Raw genomic sequence first — 21,239 nt, 5'->3', positions numbered from 1 at the left:
GCGAATCATACAGCGTTACAACCTGCTGTCAACTGCCTTTTTCACCGCTGCCGATCAGATGATCGAAGCACCTCCGCCACCCTCTTCAACAATCAACTCTTTGATATTCAAGGAGTTTTTCGTCCCGATGTCGCTGGAAGTGGGGCGCATTATAAGGGGATCTGAAAGCCCGTCAACCGTTTATTTCATATATTTGCAATGTCCGGCGCTGTCTGATGAGGAGCCTCCCCGATCGGCAAGGGCTTGTTCAGCAATACCCCCACCAGCACCGCAAAAATCAGCGCCGCGACACCCGCGCTGCACAGCACCGCCTCGAAGCCGCCGATGAACGCCTGGCGCGCCAGTGGTGCCGCCACCTCTCTCAGCCTTGGGTCGAGCAACGCCAACGCGGCATGCAGATCCCCCGCTGCCACCCGCGTAGCCATCTCCCCCGCCACACCCAACGCCTCGGGTGCCTGGAGCGTCAGGGCATCGCGCAGCAGTTGCCCACTGCGCGCCGCAAGGATGCCGCCGAGAATGCCTATGGCAAGGACGATGGCCCCGAAGCGCGTGGTGGTGCTCAGCCCCGAAGCCATACCGGTGCGCTCACGCGGCACGCAGGCCATGATGTTCTTCTGCGTATCGCCATTGAGCAGCCCGGCTCCGGCGCCCAGCACGACACTGGCCAGGGCGAACGCGGCATAGCCACTCTGGCCGGTGGCCCAGGCGCAGGCCAGGTTGCCCACCCCGACCAGGACCAACCCCAATGCGAACACCTGGGCCGGCGACAGGCGCGCAGCCATGCGCATGCCCAGCCGAGGCGTGAGCAGCATGGCCACGGCGAACGGCAGCATGCCCGCGCCCGCGGCCAGGGCCGAGAGCTGCAAGCCGCTCTGCAGGTACAGCGGCAGCAAGGTCATCATCACCTGCGCACAGGCGGCGTAGGCGAGCATCCCCAGCAAGGCCCCGATGAAACGCCCGCTGCGCATCAGGCCGAGGTCGACCATCGGCCGCGCCTGGCTGCGCTCGACCATCACGAACAAGCCAAGCAGGAACACGCCGATCAGCAGACGCCCCAACGTGGGGGCACTATCCCAACCAACCCGATTGGCGTCGATCAAGGCCCAGGTCAGGTAGCCCAGGCCACCGGCGAAAGTCAGGCTGCCCAGTGGATCGAACCGCGCCGCCGAACCGTCGCGGGACTCCTCGATACTGCTTGCGACCATGAACGCCAGCACGATCACCAGCGGCAGGTTGATATAGAAGATCCAGCGCCAGCCCAAGGTACTGGCGATCAGCCCACCGAGCAGCGGTGCGAAGGTGATGGTCGCGCCCATGCAGGCGCCCCAGAAGGCCCAGGCCCGCATGCGTTCCTGCGGTGCGTGGAAACGGTGGCCGATGGCGGCCAGCGCGGCAGTCAGCAACAACGCGGCACCGATGCCCTTGGCTGCGCGGGCCAGCTCAAGGAACAACAGGCTGGGCGCGGCGCCGCACGCCAGCGAGGCAGCGCCGAACAGCGCCAGGCCGAGCAGCAGCATGCGCCGCCTGCCGAAGCGGTCGGCCAGGCTGCCAGCGGGTAGCAGACAGGCAGCGAACGCCAGCAAATACGCACTGACCACCCATTCGATGTCGCTGAACGAGCCGGACAGATCACGGGCAATGCTGGGCAGGCTAACCGCGACGATGTTGGTGTCGAGGATGATCAAGGCGCACACCGCCGAGGCGGTGAACAGGGTGAAGCGCGGTGAGGCGGCGGCAGGCATGAAGGCTCCGTTACAAAGAGCAGGCGGGTCGTCGCCGCTTTACCGCCACGACGCCAGCCTTGTAGTGTTGCCTTCACCATAACGCCGCCGGGCAACTGGCTTGTTAGCCAGCACGTCCCGCGTCATTAGCGCCTGGCTAACGAGGCCCCATGGAGATACGTCACTTCCGCTACTTCCTTGCCGTCGCCCGTCACGGCCACTTCACCCGCGCCGCCGAGCAACTGGGCATCGCCCCGCCGACCCTGAGCCGGCAGATCCAGGACATGGAGCGTGAGCTGGGAGTGCGGCTGTTCGAACGCAGCCAACGCGAGGTAAGCCTCACCGCCGCCGGCCATGCCTTGCTTACCGAGGCCGAACAGGCGGTGCAGCAGTTCGACGCAGCACAGTTGGGTGCGCAGCGTGCAGGTCGCGGCGACAGTGGGAGGATCGAACTCGGCTACGTTGCCTCGGCAGCTTACTCCGGTACCCTGCAGCAACAGGTCAGTCGGTTTGTCCAGGCCTATCCCGACGTACAGCTGAACATTCGCGAAGTGCCCATGCTCGAGCTCCCCTCTCTTGTCGACGAGGGGCAACTCGACCTCGCCTACTTGCGTTCACCGATGGAGCTGCCGCAGCCCCTGAAAGCCGTCGCCTTGCATCAGGAAGGTTTCGTCCTGGCGCTACCGGCCAGCTCGCGCCTCAACGAACTGAAGACCATCCCGGCCTCACGCCTGGCCGACGAAACCTTCATCTTGCCCGAGCAGATCTCCGGCACACTGGCAATTGCCACCCAGGGCAACTTCACCCCGCGCCTGGGGCCGCAACCGGGCAGCCTGGTGGCGGTGCTCACCCTGGTGTCACTGGGCCAGGGCGTGGCCGTGGTACCGGCGTCGGTGGTCCCGCGTATCAGTTTGCCCCAGGTCAACTACCGGCCCATCGCCGACGCCCAGGCAAGTTCATGGCTGAGCCTGGTGCACCGCCGCTTCGAAAAGTCGCCCGCAGTGCTGCGCTATATAGAAGGAGTGCGCCAAGGTGCCAAATGATCAACTACGTACCGGTTATCGAGTGCTGCTGGCGTTGCTCGCCTGCCTGGCCTGGCCCGCGTGGGCCGGCGACGCCATGCAGACGATGGCGCTGGGCAAGCCTGCGCCCTACCCTTTCTTCACCTATGCCAATGTCAGGCTCGACATCCGCCTGCCGGTCCAACACGCAGTGATCGTGCTCCATGGCGTGCACCGTGATGCCGACCACTACTATCGCAACGGCCTGATCCTGCTCGGCAATGCGGGACTCACCCAGGACGACACGCTGCTGCTGGCCCCCCGCTTCTTCAGCGAAGACGATCCCCAGACAACGCCCACTGCGCCCTTGTGGGTAAAAAACCAATGGCTGCAGGGCCACGAGTCCGTGGCCGGACGCACCGGCATCTCAGCATTCGCGGTGCTCGACGACCTTCTCGCCTACCTTGGCGATCGTCATCGATTTCCACACCTTGAAGACATCACGTTGATCGGTCATTCCGCCGGCGGCCAACTGTTGCAGCGCTACACGCTGCTCGGCACGGGCGACCAGGCGCTGCGAGCCCTTGGGATCCACGTGCGCTACATTGTCGCCAGCCCCTCCACCTACCTGTACCTGGATGCCAACCGCCCCCTTGGCGAAGGCTTCGCCCCTTTAGCTGCCGCGCAGTGCCCCGACTACGACCGTTACCGCTATGGCCTGCCGGGCGCACCGGACTACTTCGCCACGCAGCATCTCGATGCCCGCCAGGTGCTCAGCCGCTACGCCGCACGCGACGTGACCTACCTGGTCGGCGAGCGCGACCGTCACCCGCACAGCCGGATCATGGACCGCAGCTGTGCAGCCCAGGCCCAGGGCCGTGACCGGGTCGAGCGGCAACTCAACTACCTGCGCTACGAGGCTTTACTTTCCCAGCGCTGGTCGATAGCGCTCGCGCATCGCCAGTACGTACTGCCGGGCATTGGCCATGACCCCACCCACCTGCTGACCGATCCAAGCGTTGCCCAACTGCTGTTTTCCGGCCACTGACATACCACCACGCCGCGCAGTACACTGGGCCCCTCCCCCTTTCGGAGACGCCCAAGGTGCATCACGCAGGAAGCGATGAACATCCACCGGCACGTGCCCGATCTGGCGCGGTCATCTGGCTTACCGGACTCTCAGGCGCGGGAAAGTCGACACTGGCCCAGGCCCTGGCCCGAGAGCTCCATGAGCTGGGACATGGCTGCTACGTGCTCGACGGTGATGTATTACGCACAGGGCTAAATGCCGACTTGGGTTTCTCACCCGAGGATCGCCATGAAAACATCCGCCGCACAGCCGAGGTGGCGGCGCTGTTCGCCGATGCCGGGCTGATATGCATCGCCGCGTTGATCTCACCTTATCGCGCGGGGCGCGCCGCCGCACGCCAGGCCTGCAAGGCGGGCTTTCATGAGGTGCACGTCAACGCTGATCTGGCCACCTGCGAGGCCCGCGATCCCAAAGGCCTGTATCGCCGCGCCCGAGCGGGAGAGCTAGCGGCCTTTACCGGGATCGATGCGCCCTACGAAGTGCCGGAGCGGCCGGAGCTGGTGGTGGAGACGGCACACGTGCCGCTGTCGATAGCAACGGCGCAACTGCTGGCGTACGTACAGCAGCGGGTACTGTACCAACCGCAGTAGGCGCGGGCTGGCCCCGCGCCTGCTGGTTGCGCTCAGCTGCCCGGGGCGATATCGCCACGCTGCCAGCGCGCCTCATTGTTGCTCAAGGCCTGGGCAATATCGGCCAGCTCATTGGACGGCAGGCTCTGCGGCAGCGGGTCGAGGCCGGCGCTGGCGAACAGCTGGCCATAACTGTTGCGCAGCTCGGCATAAGCCAAATCGCGACGCAGGTCGGCCTGCAGCGCGTTCAACTCGCCCTGGATCAGCTCGAGCTCGCCGATCCCTTGTGCCTGGTGGCGGTTACGCAGTTGCTCGACGATCTGCTGGTCGAGGCTCACCAGTTGCTGGCTGGTGGTGAACTGGCGACGGGCTTCATTGTAGTTGGCGTTGGCCACGTACAACTGTGCCAGGATAGCCATGGACATGGCCTGGCGCCGTGCCTCGACCACCTGCTCGCCGGCCTTGGCCACATCTATGGAGGCAGGCCCCGACAGCACGTTGAACAGGTTCCAGGTGACCTTCACGCCATAATCGGCCCAATGCTGGTTGATCAGGAAGCTGTTGCTGTCGTAGTGACCGCCGGCCGAAAACTCCAACCCCGGCAACATGCGCAGCATCGACTTGCGCACCTCGGCGGCACTGATACGTGCCTGATAGTCCTGCTCACGCAGCTCGGGACGGGTCGCCAAGGCCTGCTGCTCCAGCGCTTCGAGGCCCACCTTGAGCTCCGGCACGCTGTAGTCATCGGTGGCGGCGAGGGTCAGCTCGGTGCCGGGCGGCAGGTTGATCAACGCGCCCAGCTCGGTCTTGGCCAGCGACAAGGCCCGACGTTGCTCTTCCAACTGGCGGGTGGCCTCGATCAGCGCGCGCTGGTAGCCGAGCGCCTGGATCGGATCGCCGATGCGTTGCTCGCCCAGACGCTGGCTGTTGTCCCTGGCCTGGTCGACGCGCACCATCAGCGCATCGATCTGCTTGAGCAGGCGTTCGGCAGCCACGGCCCGCCAGTAGGCCGAGCGCACGTCCTGGATGATGGTCTGCACCACCTTGCGCCGACGCTCCTGCACGATCAGGCGCTGGTCGCCCTGCTGCTTGGCGCTGACGTAGCTGACGCCGAAGTCGAGAACGTTCCAGACCATGGTCAGGTCGGCCACGTCGCGGTCACGGTCCTGGGAGGTCGACGGCTCCAGGGACTGGGTGTTGGTCAGCACGCTACGGCTGCTCGACGCGCTGACGTTACTGCGCCCGGCATAACCGGCCGACAGGGCCATGCGTGGCAGCATGTCGAAGCTGGCCAGGTCAACCTGGCGCTGGGCCAGGGCCTCCTCCATGACCTTCAGGCGGGCTTCCAGGTTGTACTTGACCGCCCTGGCCATGGCCTGGTGCAACGTCAGCGGCCCGTGCAGCGCCTCCTGGCCTTTGAACATACTGGCCAGGTCGGCCTTTGCCCGCTGCTCGCTGACGCTGCGGTCAATGGGCTGGGTCTTGACCGCGCACCCCGTCACCGCCAACGCCAGCACGCTTACCGCGAAAATCCTCGATGCTCTGCTCATCCCTGTCCGCCCCCTTGGTACGGCACTGCTGTTCTTCTAATGGATAGCTTGCGTCCGCTGGCTCATGCCTGCGGCGCGGGTACCTCTACCTGCCCCAACGCCTGCGCCAGTTGCCTGGCCTGACGTTGCTCCCCCTCCCGGAAGGCCTGCAGTTGCTGCCCCAGGGTTGGAGCCCCGGTCAAACCCTTCTCTGCCTCCGCTCCCTGGCGGAACGGCTTGCCGCCGCTGAGCTCGAACTGGCCACCGTCATCCGGCAGCGTCTTGTCGAAGATGTTGGCCAGGCTGCTGGCCCCGAAGACATTGGCGTCCCCACCGCCAAAGCCGAGGAAGCCGGCCCCAGAACCATTGCCGATGGCACTGTCACCCTGGTGACCGGCGAATACCTGGGCCAGATAGCTCGGCGCCAGCGCGCCGTTGTGGATGAACAGGTTGCCCAAGGTTGGCAGCCCGCCACCCGATGTCGGAACCTCGAACAACGGTTGTGGCAACAGCGGTGACTGGTATGGCGCGGTCACCGGTAGGGGCGAGACCGACACAGGCATGCCCGGGCTGACCTGCACCGGCTGCGCGGGCGGATAGGCCCGGAACTCCGGATCACCATCGTTCGACTGCAGGGCCACGCCTTGCCCGATAAAGCCGCCGACCAGCGCGTTGCCCGCAGCATCGGTAATGCCGGTACCACTGGATCTGAGCGCCAGGGCCAGGCTGCCGGCGCCGGCCACACCGCCAACGTTGATTTGCCAGGTGCGACCGTCGAGACGCACCAGCGATTGCAGGGTGCCGCTGGCGTTGCCATTGCCCACCAGCTCGAAGTCTGCCAGGTCGACACCGCTGACATCCTCACTGAAGGTCACGGTAAACGACTGGCCACCTGGTGTCGGCGAGGGGTTGGCCACGATCGACACCACGGTGGGTGGCGTACCATCGACGACCACACCATGGGTGTCACCGACATTTTCAAGCGCCGGTGTCAGCGCGTTGCCGGCGGCGTCCCTCAGGCTCGCCCCGTTGGCCGACAGCCCCAGCACCTGGATGCCGTCGGCATCGTTGTCACCGGCCTGGACTTGATATTGGAATACCAGTGTCGGCGTGCCCGAGCCGGCCACGAAGTCGGCGTACACCGTGCGCCCGCCCACATCCAAGGCAAGACGGGGTACCCCGTCGACCACCACCGCTTCGCTGGTGTTGACCACGAAGGTGAGCACATCGCCGGTGTTGTAGAGGACGCCGACCGGCACACTGACACTGCCCACCGTGGGGGCATCGCGGTCGATGCTGTACACGGCACCGGTGAGCCCCCCGACCAACGCGTTGCCAGCCACGTCGGTGATGCCGGTCGCACTGCCATTGAGGTTCAGGCCCAAGGTACCGGTCCCGCTCACACCGCTGACGGTGATCACATAGACACCGCCGCCCAGCGCTTGCAGGCCACTGAGCGTGCCGGATGCCGAGCCACTGCCGACCAGCGTGAAATCGGCCAGGTCGACACCGCTGACTTGTTCACTGAAAGTCACCGTGAAACGCACACTCTGTGCATTGCTCGGCGACGGATCGAGGGTGACGATACCGACCGCTGTCGGCGCCTGGGTGTCGACCAGCACCTGATGGGTGTCGGACACACCATTGAGGGTCAGGTTCATGGCGTTGCCCGCGGCGTCGGTCAGGGTCGCGCCATTGGCGGTGAGACCGGTGACGGTGACACCATCGCTGTCGTTGTCGCCGGGCTGGATGGTGTACTGGAACACCAGGGTCGTGGTGCCGGCCCCAGCCACCAGGTCGGCGAACACCGTGTGGCCGCCGATGTCCAGGGCCAGGCGCGGCGAACCCGCCACCTGCACAGCTTCGCTGACGTTGACCACGAACACCAGGGCATCGCCTGCATTGTAGGAAACCCCGGCCGGGCCTCCGACGCTGGTCACGCTGGGGGCGCGGGTGTCGATGGCATAGTTGTTGGAGTCGGTGCTGCCTATACCGGCGTTGCCGGAGCTCGCACCCACGACGCCGGTATTGTCCAGGGTGATCAGGTTGCTGGTGTCTTCGACATTGCTGGTTGGGGTCAGGGTCGCGGTCCAGGTGATGCCGCCATCGCTGCTGCTCAACCCGCTCAAGGTACCGTTGGCCACGCTCAGGTCGGCCAGGGTAAAACCGCTGACCGCTTCGCTGAAGGTGATGGTCACCAGTGATGTCTCGCCAACGCGCAGGGCCGTGTCGGCGACCACGACGGTGGCCGTGGGGACGACGGTGTCGACTGTGTAGTTGGCCGACGAGGTAGTGCCGACACCGGCGTTGCCGGCCAGGTCGCTGACACCGGTATTGTTCAGGGTGATCACATTGCTGAGGTCCCTCACCCCATTGCTCGGGGTGAAGGTGGCAGTCCAGGTGATACCGCCGTCGCTGCTGCTCACCGCGCTCAGGGTGCCATTGGCCACCGAGAGGTCGGCGTTGGTGAAACCGGTCACCGCTTCGCTGAAGGTGAAGGTTACCGTGGTGGTCTCCCCCGCTGTCAGATTGGGGTCGGCAATCACGATAGTGGCTGTCGGGCGCTGGCTGTCGATGGCGTAGTTGTTCGAATCGGTGCTGCCGGTGCCGGCGTTGCCCGCGATATCCGTCACACCTGTGTTGTCCAGGGTGATCAGGTTGCTGGTGTCGGTGATACCGGCGGCCGGGGTCAGGGTCGCGGTCCAGGTCACGCCGCCGTCGCTGCTGCTCACCGCGCTGAGGGTGCCGTTGGCGATCGTCAGGTCGGCATTGGTGAAGCCGGTCACCGCCTCGCTGAAGGTGATGGTCACCAGTGACGTCTGGCCGATGGCCAGGTTGCTGTCGGCCACCACGATGGTGGCGGTCGGGCGCTGGGTGTCGATGGCATAGTTGTTCGAGCTGGTGGTGCCGGAGCCAGCATTGCCGCTGCTCGCGCCGACCACGCCGCTGTTGTCGAGGACGATCAGGTTGGTGCTGTCGGTGATGTTGCCGGTCGGGGTGAAGGTGGCGGTCCACGTGATGCCGCCGTCGCTGCTGGACACCGCGCTCAAGGTGCCGTTGGCCACCGTCAGGTCGGCATTGGTGAAGCCGGTCACCGCCTCGCTGAAGGTGAAGGTCACCTGGCTGGTGTCGCCCGCGCGCAGGGCCGGGTTGCTCACCACCACCGTCGCCGTGGGCTGCAGGGTACTGACTGTGTAGTTGGCGGAGCTGGTGGTACCGGCACCGACGTTGCCGGCCAAGTCGGCCACCCCGGTGTTGTTCAAGGTGATGACGTTGGTGGTGTCCTGCACGTTGACCGTCGGGGTAAAGGTGGCCGTCCAGGTGATGCCGCCGTCGCTGCTGGACAGCCCGCTCAAGGTGCCGTTGGGCGCCGTCAGGTCGGCCAGGGTGAAGCCGCTCACCGCTTCGCTGAAGGTGATGGTCACCGTGGTGGTCTCACCCACGGTCAGGTTGCTGTCGGCCAACACGATGGTCGCGGTCGGGCGCTGGGTGTCGATGGCGTAGTTGTTCGAGTCGGTGGTCCCGGCGCCAGCGTTGCCGGCGGCATCGGTCACCCCAGTGTTGTCCAGGGTGATGACGTTGGTCGCGTCGGTGATGGCGCTGGTCGGGGTAAAGGTCGCCGTCCAGGTGATGCCACCATCGCTACTGGACACCGCGCTCAGGGTGCCGTTGGCCACGCTCAGGTCGGCATTGCTGAAGCCGGTCACCGCCTCGCTGAAGGTGATGGTTACCAGCGACGTCTGGCCGATGGCCAGGTTGCTGTCGGCCACCGCGATAGTCGCGGTCGGGCGCAGGGTGTCGATGGCGAAGTTGTTCGAGTCGGTGGTACCGGCCCCAGCGTTGCCGGCGGCATCGGTCACCCCAGTGTTGTCCAGGGTGATGACGTTGGTCGCGTCGGTGATGGCGCTGGTCGGCGTGAAGGTCGCCGTCCAGGTGATGCCGCCATCACTGCTGGACACCGCGCTCAAGGTGCCGTTGGCCACGGTCAGGTCGGCATTGGTGAAGCCGGTCACCGCCTCGCTGAAGGTGATGGTCACCAACGACGTTTCACCGATCCTCAGGCTGCTGTCGGCCACCACGATGGTCGCACTCGGGCGCACGGTATCGATGGCATAGTTGTTCGAGTTGGTGGTGCCGCTGCCGGCGTTACCCGCCAGGTCGGTCACGCCGGTGTTGTCCAGGGTGATGAGGTTGGTCGCGTCGGTGATGGCGCTGGTCGGGGTAAACGTCGCCGTCCAGGTGATGCCGCCATCACTGCTGGACACCGCGCTCAAGGTGCCATTGGCCACGTTCAGGTCGGCATTGGTGAAACCGGTCACCGCCTCGCTGAAGGTGATGGTCACCAGCGAGGTTTCACCGATGGTCAGGTTGCTGTCGGTGACCACGATGGTCGCGGTCGGGCGCACGGTATCGATGCTGTAGTTGGCCGAGCTGGTGGTGCCGGCGCCAGCATTGCCGGCCAGATCGGTGACGCCTGCGTTGTTCAGGGTAATGACGTTGCTGGCATTGGTGAGGTTGTTGGTCGGGGTGAAGGTGGCGGTCCAGGTCTTGCCGCCATCGCTGCTGGACACCGCGCTCAAGGTGCCGTTGGCCACCGTCAGGTCGGCATTGGTGAAGCCGGTCACCACCTCGCTGAAGGTGATCGTCACCGTCGCGGTCTCGCCCACTTTGAGGGCCGTGTCGCTGAGTGTGATGGTGGCGGTGGGCGGGACGGTCTCGTGGATGGCCACCGACACCGATGCCGCGCTCGAAGTGCCACCGTCGCCATCGTTGACCGTGACCGACAAGGTACGGGTGGCCTGGCCGATGCTATTGGCGGCATTGCTGTTGTCGTAGGTGAGGTTGCGCACCACCGCCTGGACCGCCGCCGCCGTGGCATTGCCGTTGAATGTCAGCACCAGGTTTGCGCCCCCCGTGCCTCCGGTATAGGTGCCGATGGCCACGCCGCCGTAGCTGACCGTGTTGCCGCTGACGCCGATCTGCCCGACGCCATTGCCCTGGTTGCGAATGCCCAGCACATCTTCGCCGGCTACGCCGTTGGCGCTCACCGCCACGGTCAGGTTGCCGCCGGCGAAGTCGGCCGAGTCGCTGTCGGTGACGGTGGCATTGCCGCCGCTGTCGAGCAGCACCGAGCCAGCGCCTTGGGTGAAGGTCTGGCTGTCGCCGTTGAGGTTGGCGATCACCGGCGCGGCGTTGAGTGGCTGGACCACCACCGAAGCGGTGCGGGTGGTGCTGCCCATGTCGTCATTGACGCTGACCGTCACGCTGCGCGTGCCGCTGGTGTATGCCCCGGTGCTGTTGCCGTAGGCGACCACGGCGAGGATCGAGCGGTACTGGGCCAGGGTGGCCACACCGCTGAGCGACAGTACCGTGGTGCCGGAGCCGCTGATGGTGATGCCGTAGCTGGCCGCGGTGGCGATCTGCCCGGCGCTGAGCGACAGGGTTTCGTTGCCGCCGTCGAGCACGCCACCGAGGGTCAAGGTCGCGCCGCTGACCTGGGTGTCGCCGTCGGTCTGAGTGAGACTGATATTCGGCACGATGGCCACCGGCGTGCCGGCGAAGTTGACCGTGCTGTCGTTGCCCCCGGTGCCGGTGTCCAGGTCGACCACCGGCGGCGCCGAATACAGCACCTCGTAGGCGCCGATATCAACGCCACCGCCACGGGGCCGGTCGAAGCCGCGCAGGTCGGTGAGCGGTGCGCCGACGAGGGTGCCCTGGTCGATGGCGTTGCTGGCGGTGCTGGCCAACCGGTAGTCACCGGTGGCGGTGTTGACGAAGTTGACCGCGGTACCGATCAAGTTGGTGGTGCTGGTGTAGCCGCCGCCAACGCCACCATTGGTGGCCGCATCGAGCTGGGTGCCGTTCACGGTGTTGCCGGTGAAGATGCTGTTCTGCACCGTCACCGTGCCGGCCTGGCCGCTGGCCCAGCCGAGGCCGCCCGAGGCGATGCTACCGGTACTGGTGTTGAGGAACACGTTGTTGGCGATGGTGCTGTTGGTGATGCGCACCGTGCCGCCGCTGTTGCTCAGCACGATGATCGAGCCGGCCGCCACCGTGCCGGTGGCGCCGTAGGTGCCGGTGTTGTTGTAGATGGCGACGTTTTCCAGCACGTGGTTGTTGGCGCCGCCCAGGCGCACGAGCGTCGACATGGCGGTGCCGCCGACAATGCTGGCGCTGTTGTCGTGGATCGTGGTGTTGCGCACCACCACGGTGGATCCTGCGGTGGTCGCCGAGTTGATCACCGTGCCGGCGTTGCTCTCGAAGTTGGAGTCCTCGACGGTGATCGAGCCGCCGTTGGCGCGGATCGCGCCGCCAGCGATGTTGCTGGAGAAATGACGGAAATCCAGGTTGCGCACGGTCAGCACGCCACCGCCGTTGCTTTGCAGGCCCGAGGCTTCGAGGGGGTCGCGGGTACCGTTGTTGTTGACGTCGCCGCTCAAGATGATGTCGCCCTTGCCGTCACCGTCGACATCTCCGTTGATGGTGATGTTGCTGGTCACCGCCAGTGCCGTGGCCGAGGACCAGCGGATGGTCTGCCCTTTCAGGTTCTGGTGGAACACGATGATGTCGCTGCCGCTGCCTGCGGCCGAGCCGTCCACCGAGGTGTCGGTGTTCGCGGCCTGGATGGCCTCGGCCAGGGACACCTGGCCATCGTTGGTGATGGCCGACGCATCGGTGGTGGTGACGGTGATGGTCGCAAGCGAAGTGTTGAAAGCCGACAGGTTGCCACGCTGCACGCCGACGTCCGTTGCAACCACCCCGGAGACGGTCTCCAGCGCCCAGTCCTCGCCGGCGCGGTTACCGGTGGCGTCGGACGAAGCGCCTACATCCGCACCGCTGAGCCGTGCCACTTCGTTGACGAACAGCTGGCCGTCGCTGCCGGCGCCGGTGTTGCAGGCAAAGAAGCGGATGTCACCGCCCGGCGCCAGGCTGCTGCCAATACGCGCAAGGTCCGCGCCATGGCTGGCCAGCTGGTTGGCCCAGATGGCGTTTCCGGCCAGGTAGACATAGCCCTTGTCACCGTGGCTGATGATATCGATCGAGGTCACGTCGTTGCGGCCATCGAGGTAATCGGCGATCTGCTTGAAACCATCCTTGCCGTTCTCCAGCACCACCACTTCGACCCCGGCGGGCAGGCCGGCAATGAGCTTCTGGTAGTCGCTGACGGCGGAGTCGACGAACACGACTTCGTGGTTGCCCGAGGCTGCCGTGACCGGCGCGGTGGCGGGCGCCGCCTCGTGGACGGGCTCGTGGGTGGCGCTGTCGCGGGTGCTGGCCGCATCGCTGGCGGCGCTGGTGTCCTTGGCTGCGGCAGCCGCCGTCTCGACTGCCTGAGCCCCCTGGTCGGCGACCACGCCCACCGAGGCGTCGAACATCATGCGTGGCTCCAGGGCCTGGATAAGGCTCGGGCGGCTTGTGGAAACAGTGGTTGTGTGGGTGGCCTTGCCGCGTTTCCAGAATGCCATGATGCCCTCGCTCAGCCCTGGGGCTGGTTATGCTTGCCGTCCTTGCGAATGAGGACGGCCTGTCCTTGTTGGGAAATCCTGAACGGACGGCGGGGCGCCGATGTGCGCCCCGCAGTCCTCCTGCTACCTGCCCGACATCAGTTGCGCGACGGGAAGATACCGCTGGTGGCGATGATGAAGTTGATGCCCAGGTAAGGGCTCTGGATCGAGAACGGCTGGTTACCGCCGCTGGTCACGCCCGTGGAGGCCGGGATGGTGACGTTGAATGGCTTGAGCGTCGTGTTGCTGGTGGTCGAGGCGTAGATGTCGATTGCGGCGCCGGAACCGGTGGTGTCCTTGGGTTTGGCCAACACGCCAGTGGTCGAAGGCGCGGGCAGATCGGCATCACCTTCGGCGGCCGGAATGGCGACCGACACGGTACTGGCCGGAATGTTCACCGCCTGCGGCACCATGTTCAGCGATGTCAGGGTGACCGTTGGCGTACCGGCCGCCTCGCCGAGGTCGACAATCGGCAATCCGGGGCCCTGTCCCTGCTGGACCGGCGCACGACCACGCAGATCAGGCAGCGCGAACGTGGTCTGACCGTTGCCACCGTAGGTGGTGCCCAGGATCGAGAACAACGCAGTGTTCTGGGCAATGCTCAGAATCTGCCCTTGGCAAAAGGCCCAGCCCCGTGGGGCGAAGTTGCCCGCGAACAAGGTGATCTGACCGAGATACGGCTCACTCATTTGCTGCACTCCTCTGACAACACCGCAAGAGCGGGCCCCATGGCCCGCGGGAAATCACGCATGACAGCCGCCCTCAGAGCGGCCGCTCGACGTGGAAAATCGCTTCAAGCACCGGTCGCCCATCGCTGTCGGGGCCTACCGGGGTCATCATCAGTAGCCAGCCCTCCTCGCCTGGTGGCGACAGGCGAAACAGCGCTTGCGGCAGCACCGTGCCGGCCGGCAGGGCGAACTCCGCGGCATAACGCTGGTGACGCGGCGACATGGCCGGTCCTTCGGTCACGGCCAGCAGTTGCGCCTGGAGCGCCTGTTCGTCGCTGATCCACAGCTGGAAGTGGCTGCCGGTGGCCTGATGCAAATCGGCGAAGCTGGGCATGGCATGCATGGCGGCTGATCCTTCAGGCACGAATGGCAAGGGCGGACGCCGGGCGGCGCATCTTCAGGGACAGGCCGGTCTCGCCGACCACCTCGAACCCGCAGCGCTGGTAAAGCCGCAAGGCCGGGTTATGAGGGGTGACATGCAGGCCGGCGCTGAGGCCGTCGGCATCGGCGTGTGCCAGCCACTGCCCGAGTAACCGGCTGCCGATGCCGCGCCCGCACCAGGCGGGCAGCAGGGCCATGTCGATGAACTGCACGTGGCTGTCGGTCCAGTGCAGGTAGACGCGGCCAATGGGCTCGCCCGCCACTTCGATGATGAAGAAGTCGGCGTCGGCGAACTGGACTTGGTAATAGTCGTGCTGGGCTTGGAACTGCTGGTCGAGGAACACATCGATGGCGGCCTGGGGCCACGGCAGCAGGGCCATTTCGGCGGCACGGGTGGTGCCGTAGAGGGTGCGCAGGAACGCCCGGTCGACGTCCACGATGGGACGGAGGCTCACCTCGGAAATGGACATCGGGTATGGCTTCCCTGCATAAGGTTACCCCATGGTGAGGGGCGCACATCCAAGTGAATTGTCCTACACAATCTGCAGCAGCGTAGCCGAAGAGCAAGGCAAATAGCCACTACCCAAACAGGGTCTTTTCAACTTTTTTCTCAAACACCCGTTCGAGGTCGTTTGACGCCATTTCCTAGACGTTTCGCAACCGTATGGATTCCAACGCGTTGTAAGGCGCCTGGGCCCAACGGATGACCGCAGCCCGTATTTCGTCGTCGGCCTCCTCGCGCTTGCGCTGGCTGTCGGCGCTGAAGTTCATGGCCGGCTGCTTGGCGTCGAAGGCCGCGACGGCGCGCAGGTCAGCCACATCGCCTGGCTGGATGCCGAACAGTGGCCCGAGGCGTCCCCAGACGGCGTCGGGCAATTCGCTGTAGTTCACGGCGATGGCGCCGTGGCGTTCGCACAACGTTAGGCCAGCCGCGAGAATTTCGCCAATCATCCGGCAGGTGTATTCCACCGTGCCCATGGCTTGGGGGGCTGGCAGCAGGCTGTCGAGGCCCGAAGCACCAAGCAGCCCCGGCACCCGGTGCATGCCCGCCTGGCGCAGTTGCGAGACAACGATTTCCAGTGGGTCGCGGTAGAGGAATACCCGGGCCGCATCGGGATACAGCGCCGTCAGCAGCGGTGCGTCGAAGATGTTCCAGGCGTCGAGCTTGATCAGCAGTTGCTGCTCGTCACCCTGGCGGCGCTGGCCATAGGCCGAGCACAGTGCGCGCAGGGCCTCGGCTTGCCAGCTTGCAGCGGCTGGATCCTGGCGCGCGGCGCGCAGCAGGTTGTCCAGCGGCGCAGGTTCGGACAGCACGATGTTACGGGGCTGGCTGGCCAGCAACTGAGCGACCAGGGTCGAACCACAACGTGAAGCGTGGAACAGCAGGGCCGTGGGGCTCAGGCCCGGACTGCGTGCATACCCGTCGAGCAGCGCCTGGACATCGGTTTCACGGCGCATCGCCTGGTTGAACGGCAGGCGCAGCGCCAGGTCGACATCGTCGCGAAAGAATGGCCGGGTCAGGCGCCGCTCGCCAAACCAGCACCAGTCCACCCGCCAACCGGCGTCGCCTTGCCAGAGGCGAATGGGCAGCCAGCCCTGGAAGTCCAGCGGAGTATTCATACGCGCCATTGATCGCTCCATGCCTGCTTGCCCCGGCGCATGGCGGCCAAGACCTCTGCGTCGGAAAAAAACTGCCCATGCTCGGCGCCCAATCGCACGGCCTCGGCGACGAATGCTCGAGGGTCCTCAAGTGCCTGCAGGCGTGCGGCCAACGCCGCAGACTCGGCCACCTGCTGACGGAACCGTTCGAATGCCTGCCCCGCCCTGCCCACCTGCAACGTTGGCGTGCGCGCCAGCCCCTCCTCGATCAGTGCCAGCAGCCAAGGGGCTGGCGTGCAGTCGAGCACCAGGTGGATGCGTTCGCCGGGCCCGGGGTTGTTGACTCGGTGAGGTCGCGACAGGTCGATGAACCAACATTCGCCGGGGCACATCGGCACCTGCAGGTCGTCCACCAGAAATTCAACGCCGGGCGGGCTGATCAAAGGAATGTGCAGGCGCAGGCAGCCGCCGGGGCGCCCCAGGTCGGGGTCGCGGTGCTCGTGGATCCTGGCACCCTCCCCCAGGCGCAGCAGACGGGCGGCGCGCAGCGAGGACTGGAACGGCGCCAGCACTGCTTGCCAGGCTGCTTCGCCCTGCCACCAGATCAGGTCTTTGGGAGCGCCCAGGCCAGGAGCCAGTGGCACCGAGGCATCCTCGGCGGTGACCAAGGCCACACCACTCCAGTCCCCCTCGTGATACCCCCTGTTGAAATGCGCCTGCCAGGCCTCGGCCCGTACCCGGGCCAATGCCTGCAGCAATGCCGGCAAGTCCGTGGCCAAAGCCAGTCGGGAACAACGCGGCAACGTGACCTCACTCATGCAGCGCCCTCGCAGTGAATGCTTACTAGAAACCGCTCTCGCGCACGCCCAATGCCGCCAGCCGACGCCAGGCGCTGCCCAGCAGCGACTCCCGGGCCCCATCGAGCACCACCACCCCGCGCAGTGGCTGGTTCACGTCGGGCATCTCGGTCAGCGGGCTCAAGCGTACGCCGTATTGCGCCTGCACCGGCTCCGCGCGCTGCTGGGCATCGCGACGCACGGCCACCGGCCCATGGCGATCGGACGCCAGCGCCTCGAGCTCCAGCACCGCCACGCCAGTGGCATCGACCTGCTCGACGCGCACCGGCAACGCCGGCCGCCCCGGGTCATCGGCGATGAAACGTCCCTCGCTGCCAACCGCCACGCGCCACAGGTCGGCCTCGGCCAGATAGCCCCGCAGGCGCAGGCCTGGCTCGACCACACGGCCGAGTGTCTGTGCCGGGCTGACCCATTGTCCTGGGGCCAGGTCGGTCGGCAGGTCACGCAGTACCCCCGCACGCGGCGCCCGCAGCTGTAGGCGCTCACGCTGGGCCGCCAGCCCGCGGTATTCGGCTACGGCCTCGGCCAACTGCTGCTCAAGCACGCCGGCATCGCCCGCCGTCTCGCTGCGGCCGGCCTGACGCCGCAACAGCAACTGCAGGATGTCGATCTCGCGACGCACGATGGACTGGCGCGAAGCCAGGTCGGGTGACTCCAGCTCCAGTAGTAACTCCCCCTGGGCGACCACCTGCCCTTCACGCACCGGCAGACGCTTCACCCGAGCCGCCACGGGCGCGTGCAAGGCGCTGACCCGGGACGCCTCGAGCATCGCCGGCACGTCCACCGCGCCGCGCCAGGGCACCACCAGCACGGCCAGCAGCAGCGCCAGCACGGCTGCGCCCCGCAATGCCTTGCCCGGCGCCGCCTGACCACGACGCAGCCACCACTGCTGCAGCTCCTTCCACACTGGCAGGCCGATGAACCACACCAGTTCCACCAGCATCAGGAAGATGCCCAACACCTTGAAGAACAGGTGATACACCGCCAGGGCGATACCGAAGAACAAGACCGCGCGCCATAGCCAGGCGCCATACCCCCAGACCAGCAATCGCCGGCGCATCACCGGCGGCCAGGCTTCTGGAGCCGGCTCGCCATAGCCGAACAGGGCCTCGCGCAGACGCCAGCGACACAGGGCGAAGGCGCGCTGCTGCAGGTTCTCGACACCCCACAGGTCACTGACCAGGAAGTAGCCATCGAAGCGCATGAATGGGTTGAGGTTGACCAGCAAGGTGGTGATCCAGGTGGCACTGGCCAGCATGAATGCCGCCGTGCGCGCCGGGCCATCGGGCAACAGCGACCAGGCCAGCAGCGCCAAAACCGCCAGCACCAGCTCGGCGAACACCCCGCCGGCGTCGATCAGCAGCCGCGAACGGCGGTCACGCACCCGCCAGGCATCGCTGACATCGGTATAGAACATCGGCAGCAGCACCATGAACGCCAGCCCCATGCTCTGCACCCGGCAGCCGGCACGCTTGGCCATGAACGCATGGCCGAACTCGTGGCAGAGCTTGGCGAACCCCAGCGCCACGCCGAAGGCGAGGATGCCGCCCAGGCTGAACAGGTGCGGGAAGGTGGCGATGAAGCGCGACCAGTCGCGCGCCACCAGGAACACGCCCAACGCCAGCAGCAGCGGCAGGGCCACGCGCACCATCCAGCCGCCATGACGTTCGAGTACCGGCCAGGCACGATTGAGGAAAGCGTCCGGACGCCACAACGGAATCCGGAAGAACAGGTACTGGTGCAGCACGCGCGTCCACAGGCTCTGACGGCTCGCGGCGGCCTTGGTCGCATAGCTGTCGCGCTGGCGGGCGTCCTCGGCGCTGATCAGATCGTGCTGGCCGAGGAACAGCAACAGTTCTTCCAGCGCCTGCTGGTCGACGGCCAGGCCGGGTTCGGCATTGGCCGCCGCCAGCACATGCTGCGGGTCGCCCAGGCGCCAGTGTTGCAGCAAGCGCACGGCAATGGCACCGAGTTTGAAGTAGCGCCCGCGCAACGGGTCGGCGAGGGTCCACTGGGGCGCGCCATCGTGGCCAGGCGCCGCCGCGGACAGTTGCAGGTCGGCCCGCAGCGGCGGCAGGTTCATAGCCCTAGCCCCTGGCGCAATGCCGCCAGTGGTCGACGCAGCAGGTAGTAGACCAGCGGCGCGCGCTCGCCATACAGCTTGGCGGTCCCGCGCAGGCCGATCCGCGGCGGCGCCTCCTCGAAACCGGCATCAAGCCGGTAGGCGAGCTGCCCGGCGGCAGTCGCCTGGGCCTCGTAGGCGGCGCGCTGCAGACGAGCACCATGGCGATGCAGCGGATCGCTGTCGAGAAACAGCGCCACCTCGGCGCCAGGCTGCAAGGCGATGGCATCGCCCACCGGCAGTTCCAGGCGCAGCTCGGCCTGCTGCGGATCAGCCAGTTGCATCAGCCGCTCGCCGGTCTGCACCGGCTTGCCGGTCCAGCGCTCGGCATCGGCGAACACCGCGATCCCCGCGCGCTCGGCGCGGATCTCGCTGCGGCCGAGGAGCTGGCGGGCGTAATCCAGCTCGGCACGCTTCTGCTCCACACGAGCAGCCAGCAGATCAAGGCGTGCGTTGGACTCGGCGTCGCTGAAGGCGCGCTGGGTGCTGGCCTTGAGCTCAGCCTCGGCCACGCCAAGGGCGCGCCCGGCGACGTCGGCCTGGGCCTTGAGCGTGGTGGCATCGAAGCGCACCAGCACGTCGCCAACGGCGACCGTCTGGTTGGGCTTGACCAGAAATTCGGCGATCACCCCGTCCAGCGGCGCGGCGACCACCCGTCCCGCCCGTGGCACGACCTCGGCCGGTGCCAGCACCGACTGGCGCACCGGCACCAGCAATACCAGCAACAGTGCTGCGGCCACCGTCAGCAGACGCCGCCGTGGCCAGCGCAGGCGCCAGGGGCGGACCGGGTGCAGGGCCAGCCAGGCATGGGCGTAGGTATCGCCCAACTGGTTGAGCAGGGCCTGCTCGGCGGGGGTGAAGGCTTGATCACGGGCCAGCCACAGGCCACCGAATACATCGCCATTGCGGTCGAGCAGCGGCAACCAATAGGCATGAGCGGCCGACAATGATTGCCAGTCGGCCAGTGCCTGGTCATCCAGCCTGGCCGGGTCTACCACGGCGGCCTGAGCAGCCAATCCAGCCCTTTGCAAACGGTGAGCGGCGCGCTCGACGAACGCCACGAACGGCGCATGGGGCTCCACCACGCTGATGCCGGTCAGCGCCCGAACCTTGCCAGCGATCAGCAGCGCGGCATGACGAAAGCCGAACAACGCCTGGCCGTCATTGACCATGCTGTAAGCCAACTGCTCGGTGCTGGCGGCCTGGCGCGCCTGGCGCTGCAAACCGAGAAAGTGGGCGAAGGCATGCTCGGCCACACCTGCGGCAGCGGCGGTCATGGCTGTTGCGCGAAGTGGGCGGTACCGCTCATGCCGGCCAGCAGCCCTTGGCTGTCGCTGGGCAGTTCACCGATCAGTTGCAGGGTCTGGCTGCCTTCGTCGATCCGCGCGCCGACACGCTTGACCTGCGCCTGCAGCGGGCTGCCGGTTTCATCCGGAACGAATTCGAACGGCTGACCGGGCTTGAGCCGCCCCAACCACCGTGAGGGTACCAGCAGATGGATTTCCAGCGAGCGATTGTCCACCACCTCGATCAACGGCGCACCGCTGGGCACGCTTTCATGGGGCTGGGCTCGGCGCTGCACCACCCGCCCGTCGAACGGCGCGCTGACCACGCAGCGTTTGATCTGCACCTGGTACACCTGAGCTTCGGCCTGGGCCTGGGCCTGCTTGGCCTCGGCCAGCGACACTTCGAACTGGCCGACTGACTTCAGGGCAGCCAACTGGCGGTTGTGCCTGAGTTCCTCACTGGCGGCACGCACGGCGGCCTGGGCGGCGTTGAGCTGGGCTTGATAGGCGCTGCAATCGAAGCGGGCCAGGGTGCTGCCCTTTCTGAAGTCCTGGCCATCGGCGAAAGGCATTTCGACGATGCGCCCGGCCAGTTCACTGGACAACACGGCCTGGTCACGGGCCCGCAGCACGCCACGGGGATTCTGTTCGGCGCTGCTGCTGGAGGCGGTGTCGAGCAAGGGGTCGGCAGGCGACTCGCCGGCATGCGCCAGCGGCAGGTGCAACACACACAAGATCAAAGCCAGACGGATACCGTGAAGCATGTTGCGCACTCCCTTGCGAGCTGGTTGCCGGGAGTGTAAGGCAAAAAATGATGGCACGGATACATCACCTGGATGAAGAACCGGGCG

14 protein-coding genes are annotated in these 21,239 nt (G+C 66.3%); 3 read left to right on the top strand and 11 right to left on the bottom strand.

The window, feature by feature from the left end; genetic code table 11:
- Window positions 1-185 precede the first annotated feature (185 nt).
- Window positions 186-1,742: an MFS transporter gene (locus AC25MA_RS16660; RefSeq protein WP_236248246.1), complete on the bottom strand. Its 1,557-nt coding sequence runs from the start codon at window positions 1,740-1,742 to the stop codon at window positions 186-188.
- Window positions 1,743-1,891: 149 nt separating this feature from the next.
- On the opposite strand from AC25MA_RS16660, the gene AC25MA_RS16655 reads away from it, so the two are divergent.
- From AC25MA_RS16655 to cysC, 3 genes are read left to right on the top strand one after another with little or no spacing between them, the layout of a single operon-like run.
- Window positions 1,892-2,764: a LysR family transcriptional regulator gene (locus AC25MA_RS16655; RefSeq protein WP_186597734.1), complete on the top strand. Its 873-nt coding sequence runs from the start codon at window positions 1,892-1,894 to the stop codon at window positions 2,762-2,764.
- The gene (locus AC25MA_RS16650) at window positions 2,754-3,770 is read left to right on the top strand and encodes a hypothetical protein (RefSeq protein ID WP_178081002.1); all 1,017 of its coding nucleotides are present in this window, start codon (window positions 2,754-2,756) and stop codon (window positions 3,768-3,770) included. The genes AC25MA_RS16655 and AC25MA_RS16650 overlap by 11 nt, the downstream gene beginning before the upstream one ends.
- Before the next feature lie 56 nt (window positions 3,771-3,826).
- Complete coding sequence (gene cysC / locus AC25MA_RS16645; RefSeq protein ID WP_028692043.1) at window positions 3,827-4,402, top strand: adenylyl-sulfate kinase; 576 nt, start codon at window positions 3,827-3,829, stop codon at window positions 4,400-4,402.
- A gap of 32 nt (window positions 4,403-4,434) precedes the next feature.
- Here the strand turns inward: cysC and AC25MA_RS16640 are convergent, their stop codons facing one another.
- The 10 genes from AC25MA_RS16640 to AC25MA_RS16595 form a co-directional block, all read right to left on the bottom strand.
- Window positions 4,435-5,931, bottom strand: coding sequence for a TolC family protein (locus AC25MA_RS16640; RefSeq protein ID WP_028692044.1), 1,497 nt, complete (start codon window positions 5,929-5,931; stop codon window positions 4,435-4,437).
- A gap of 62 nt (window positions 5,932-5,993) precedes the next feature.
- Window positions 5,994-13,376, bottom strand: coding sequence for an Ig-like domain-containing protein (locus tag AC25MA_RS16635; RefSeq protein ID WP_486972222.1), 7,383 nt, complete (start codon window positions 13,374-13,376; stop codon window positions 5,994-5,996).
- 137 nt (window positions 13,377-13,513) lie between these two features.
- A complete protein-coding gene (locus AC25MA_RS16630) occupies window positions 13,514-14,104 on the bottom strand; it encodes a phage tail protein (protein WP_062362022.1) in 591 nt (196 codons plus the stop codon).
- Between the two features lie 73 nt (window positions 14,105-14,177).
- Complete coding sequence (locus AC25MA_RS16625; protein ID WP_062362019.1) at window positions 14,178-14,486, bottom strand: DUF6916 family protein; 309 nt, start codon at window positions 14,484-14,486, stop codon at window positions 14,178-14,180.
- 13 nt (window positions 14,487-14,499) lie between these two features.
- The gene (locus tag AC25MA_RS16620) at window positions 14,500-14,994 is read right to left on the bottom strand and encodes a GNAT family N-acetyltransferase (RefSeq protein ID WP_062362016.1); all 495 of its coding nucleotides are present in this window, start codon (window positions 14,992-14,994) and stop codon (window positions 14,500-14,502) included.
- Window positions 14,995-15,169: 175 nt separating this feature from the next.
- Window positions 15,170-16,153, bottom strand: a complete 984-nt coding sequence (locus AC25MA_RS16615) for a sulfotransferase (RefSeq protein WP_028692048.1) — start codon at window positions 16,151-16,153, stop codon at window positions 15,170-15,172.
- A complete protein-coding gene (locus AC25MA_RS16610) occupies window positions 16,141-16,941 on the bottom strand; it encodes an aspartyl/asparaginyl beta-hydroxylase domain-containing protein (RefSeq protein WP_028692049.1) in 801 nt (266 codons plus the stop codon). The genes AC25MA_RS16615 and AC25MA_RS16610 overlap by 13 nt, the downstream gene beginning before the upstream one ends.
- Before the next feature lie 25 nt (window positions 16,942-16,966).
- Window positions 16,967-19,063, bottom strand: a complete 2,097-nt coding sequence (locus tag AC25MA_RS16605) for a site-2 protease family protein (protein ID WP_213883814.1) — start codon at window positions 19,061-19,063, stop codon at window positions 16,967-16,969.
- The gene (locus AC25MA_RS16600; protein WP_028692051.1) at window positions 19,060-20,379 is read right to left on the bottom strand and encodes an efflux RND transporter periplasmic adaptor subunit; all 1,320 of its coding nucleotides are present in this window, start codon (window positions 20,377-20,379) and stop codon (window positions 19,060-19,062) included. Before AC25MA_RS16600 ends, AC25MA_RS16605 begins: the two co-directional genes overlap by 4 nt.
- A complete protein-coding gene (locus AC25MA_RS16595; protein ID WP_247283654.1) occupies window positions 20,376-21,152 on the bottom strand; it encodes an efflux RND transporter periplasmic adaptor subunit in 777 nt (258 codons plus the stop codon). Before AC25MA_RS16595 ends, AC25MA_RS16600 begins: the two co-directional genes overlap by 4 nt.
- Window positions 21,153-21,239 lie beyond the last annotated feature (87 nt).

It is taken from the genome of Pseudomonas sp. P65(2024) (assembly GCF_057480955.1).
This window is presented reverse-complemented; position numbering and strand designations above follow the sequence as displayed.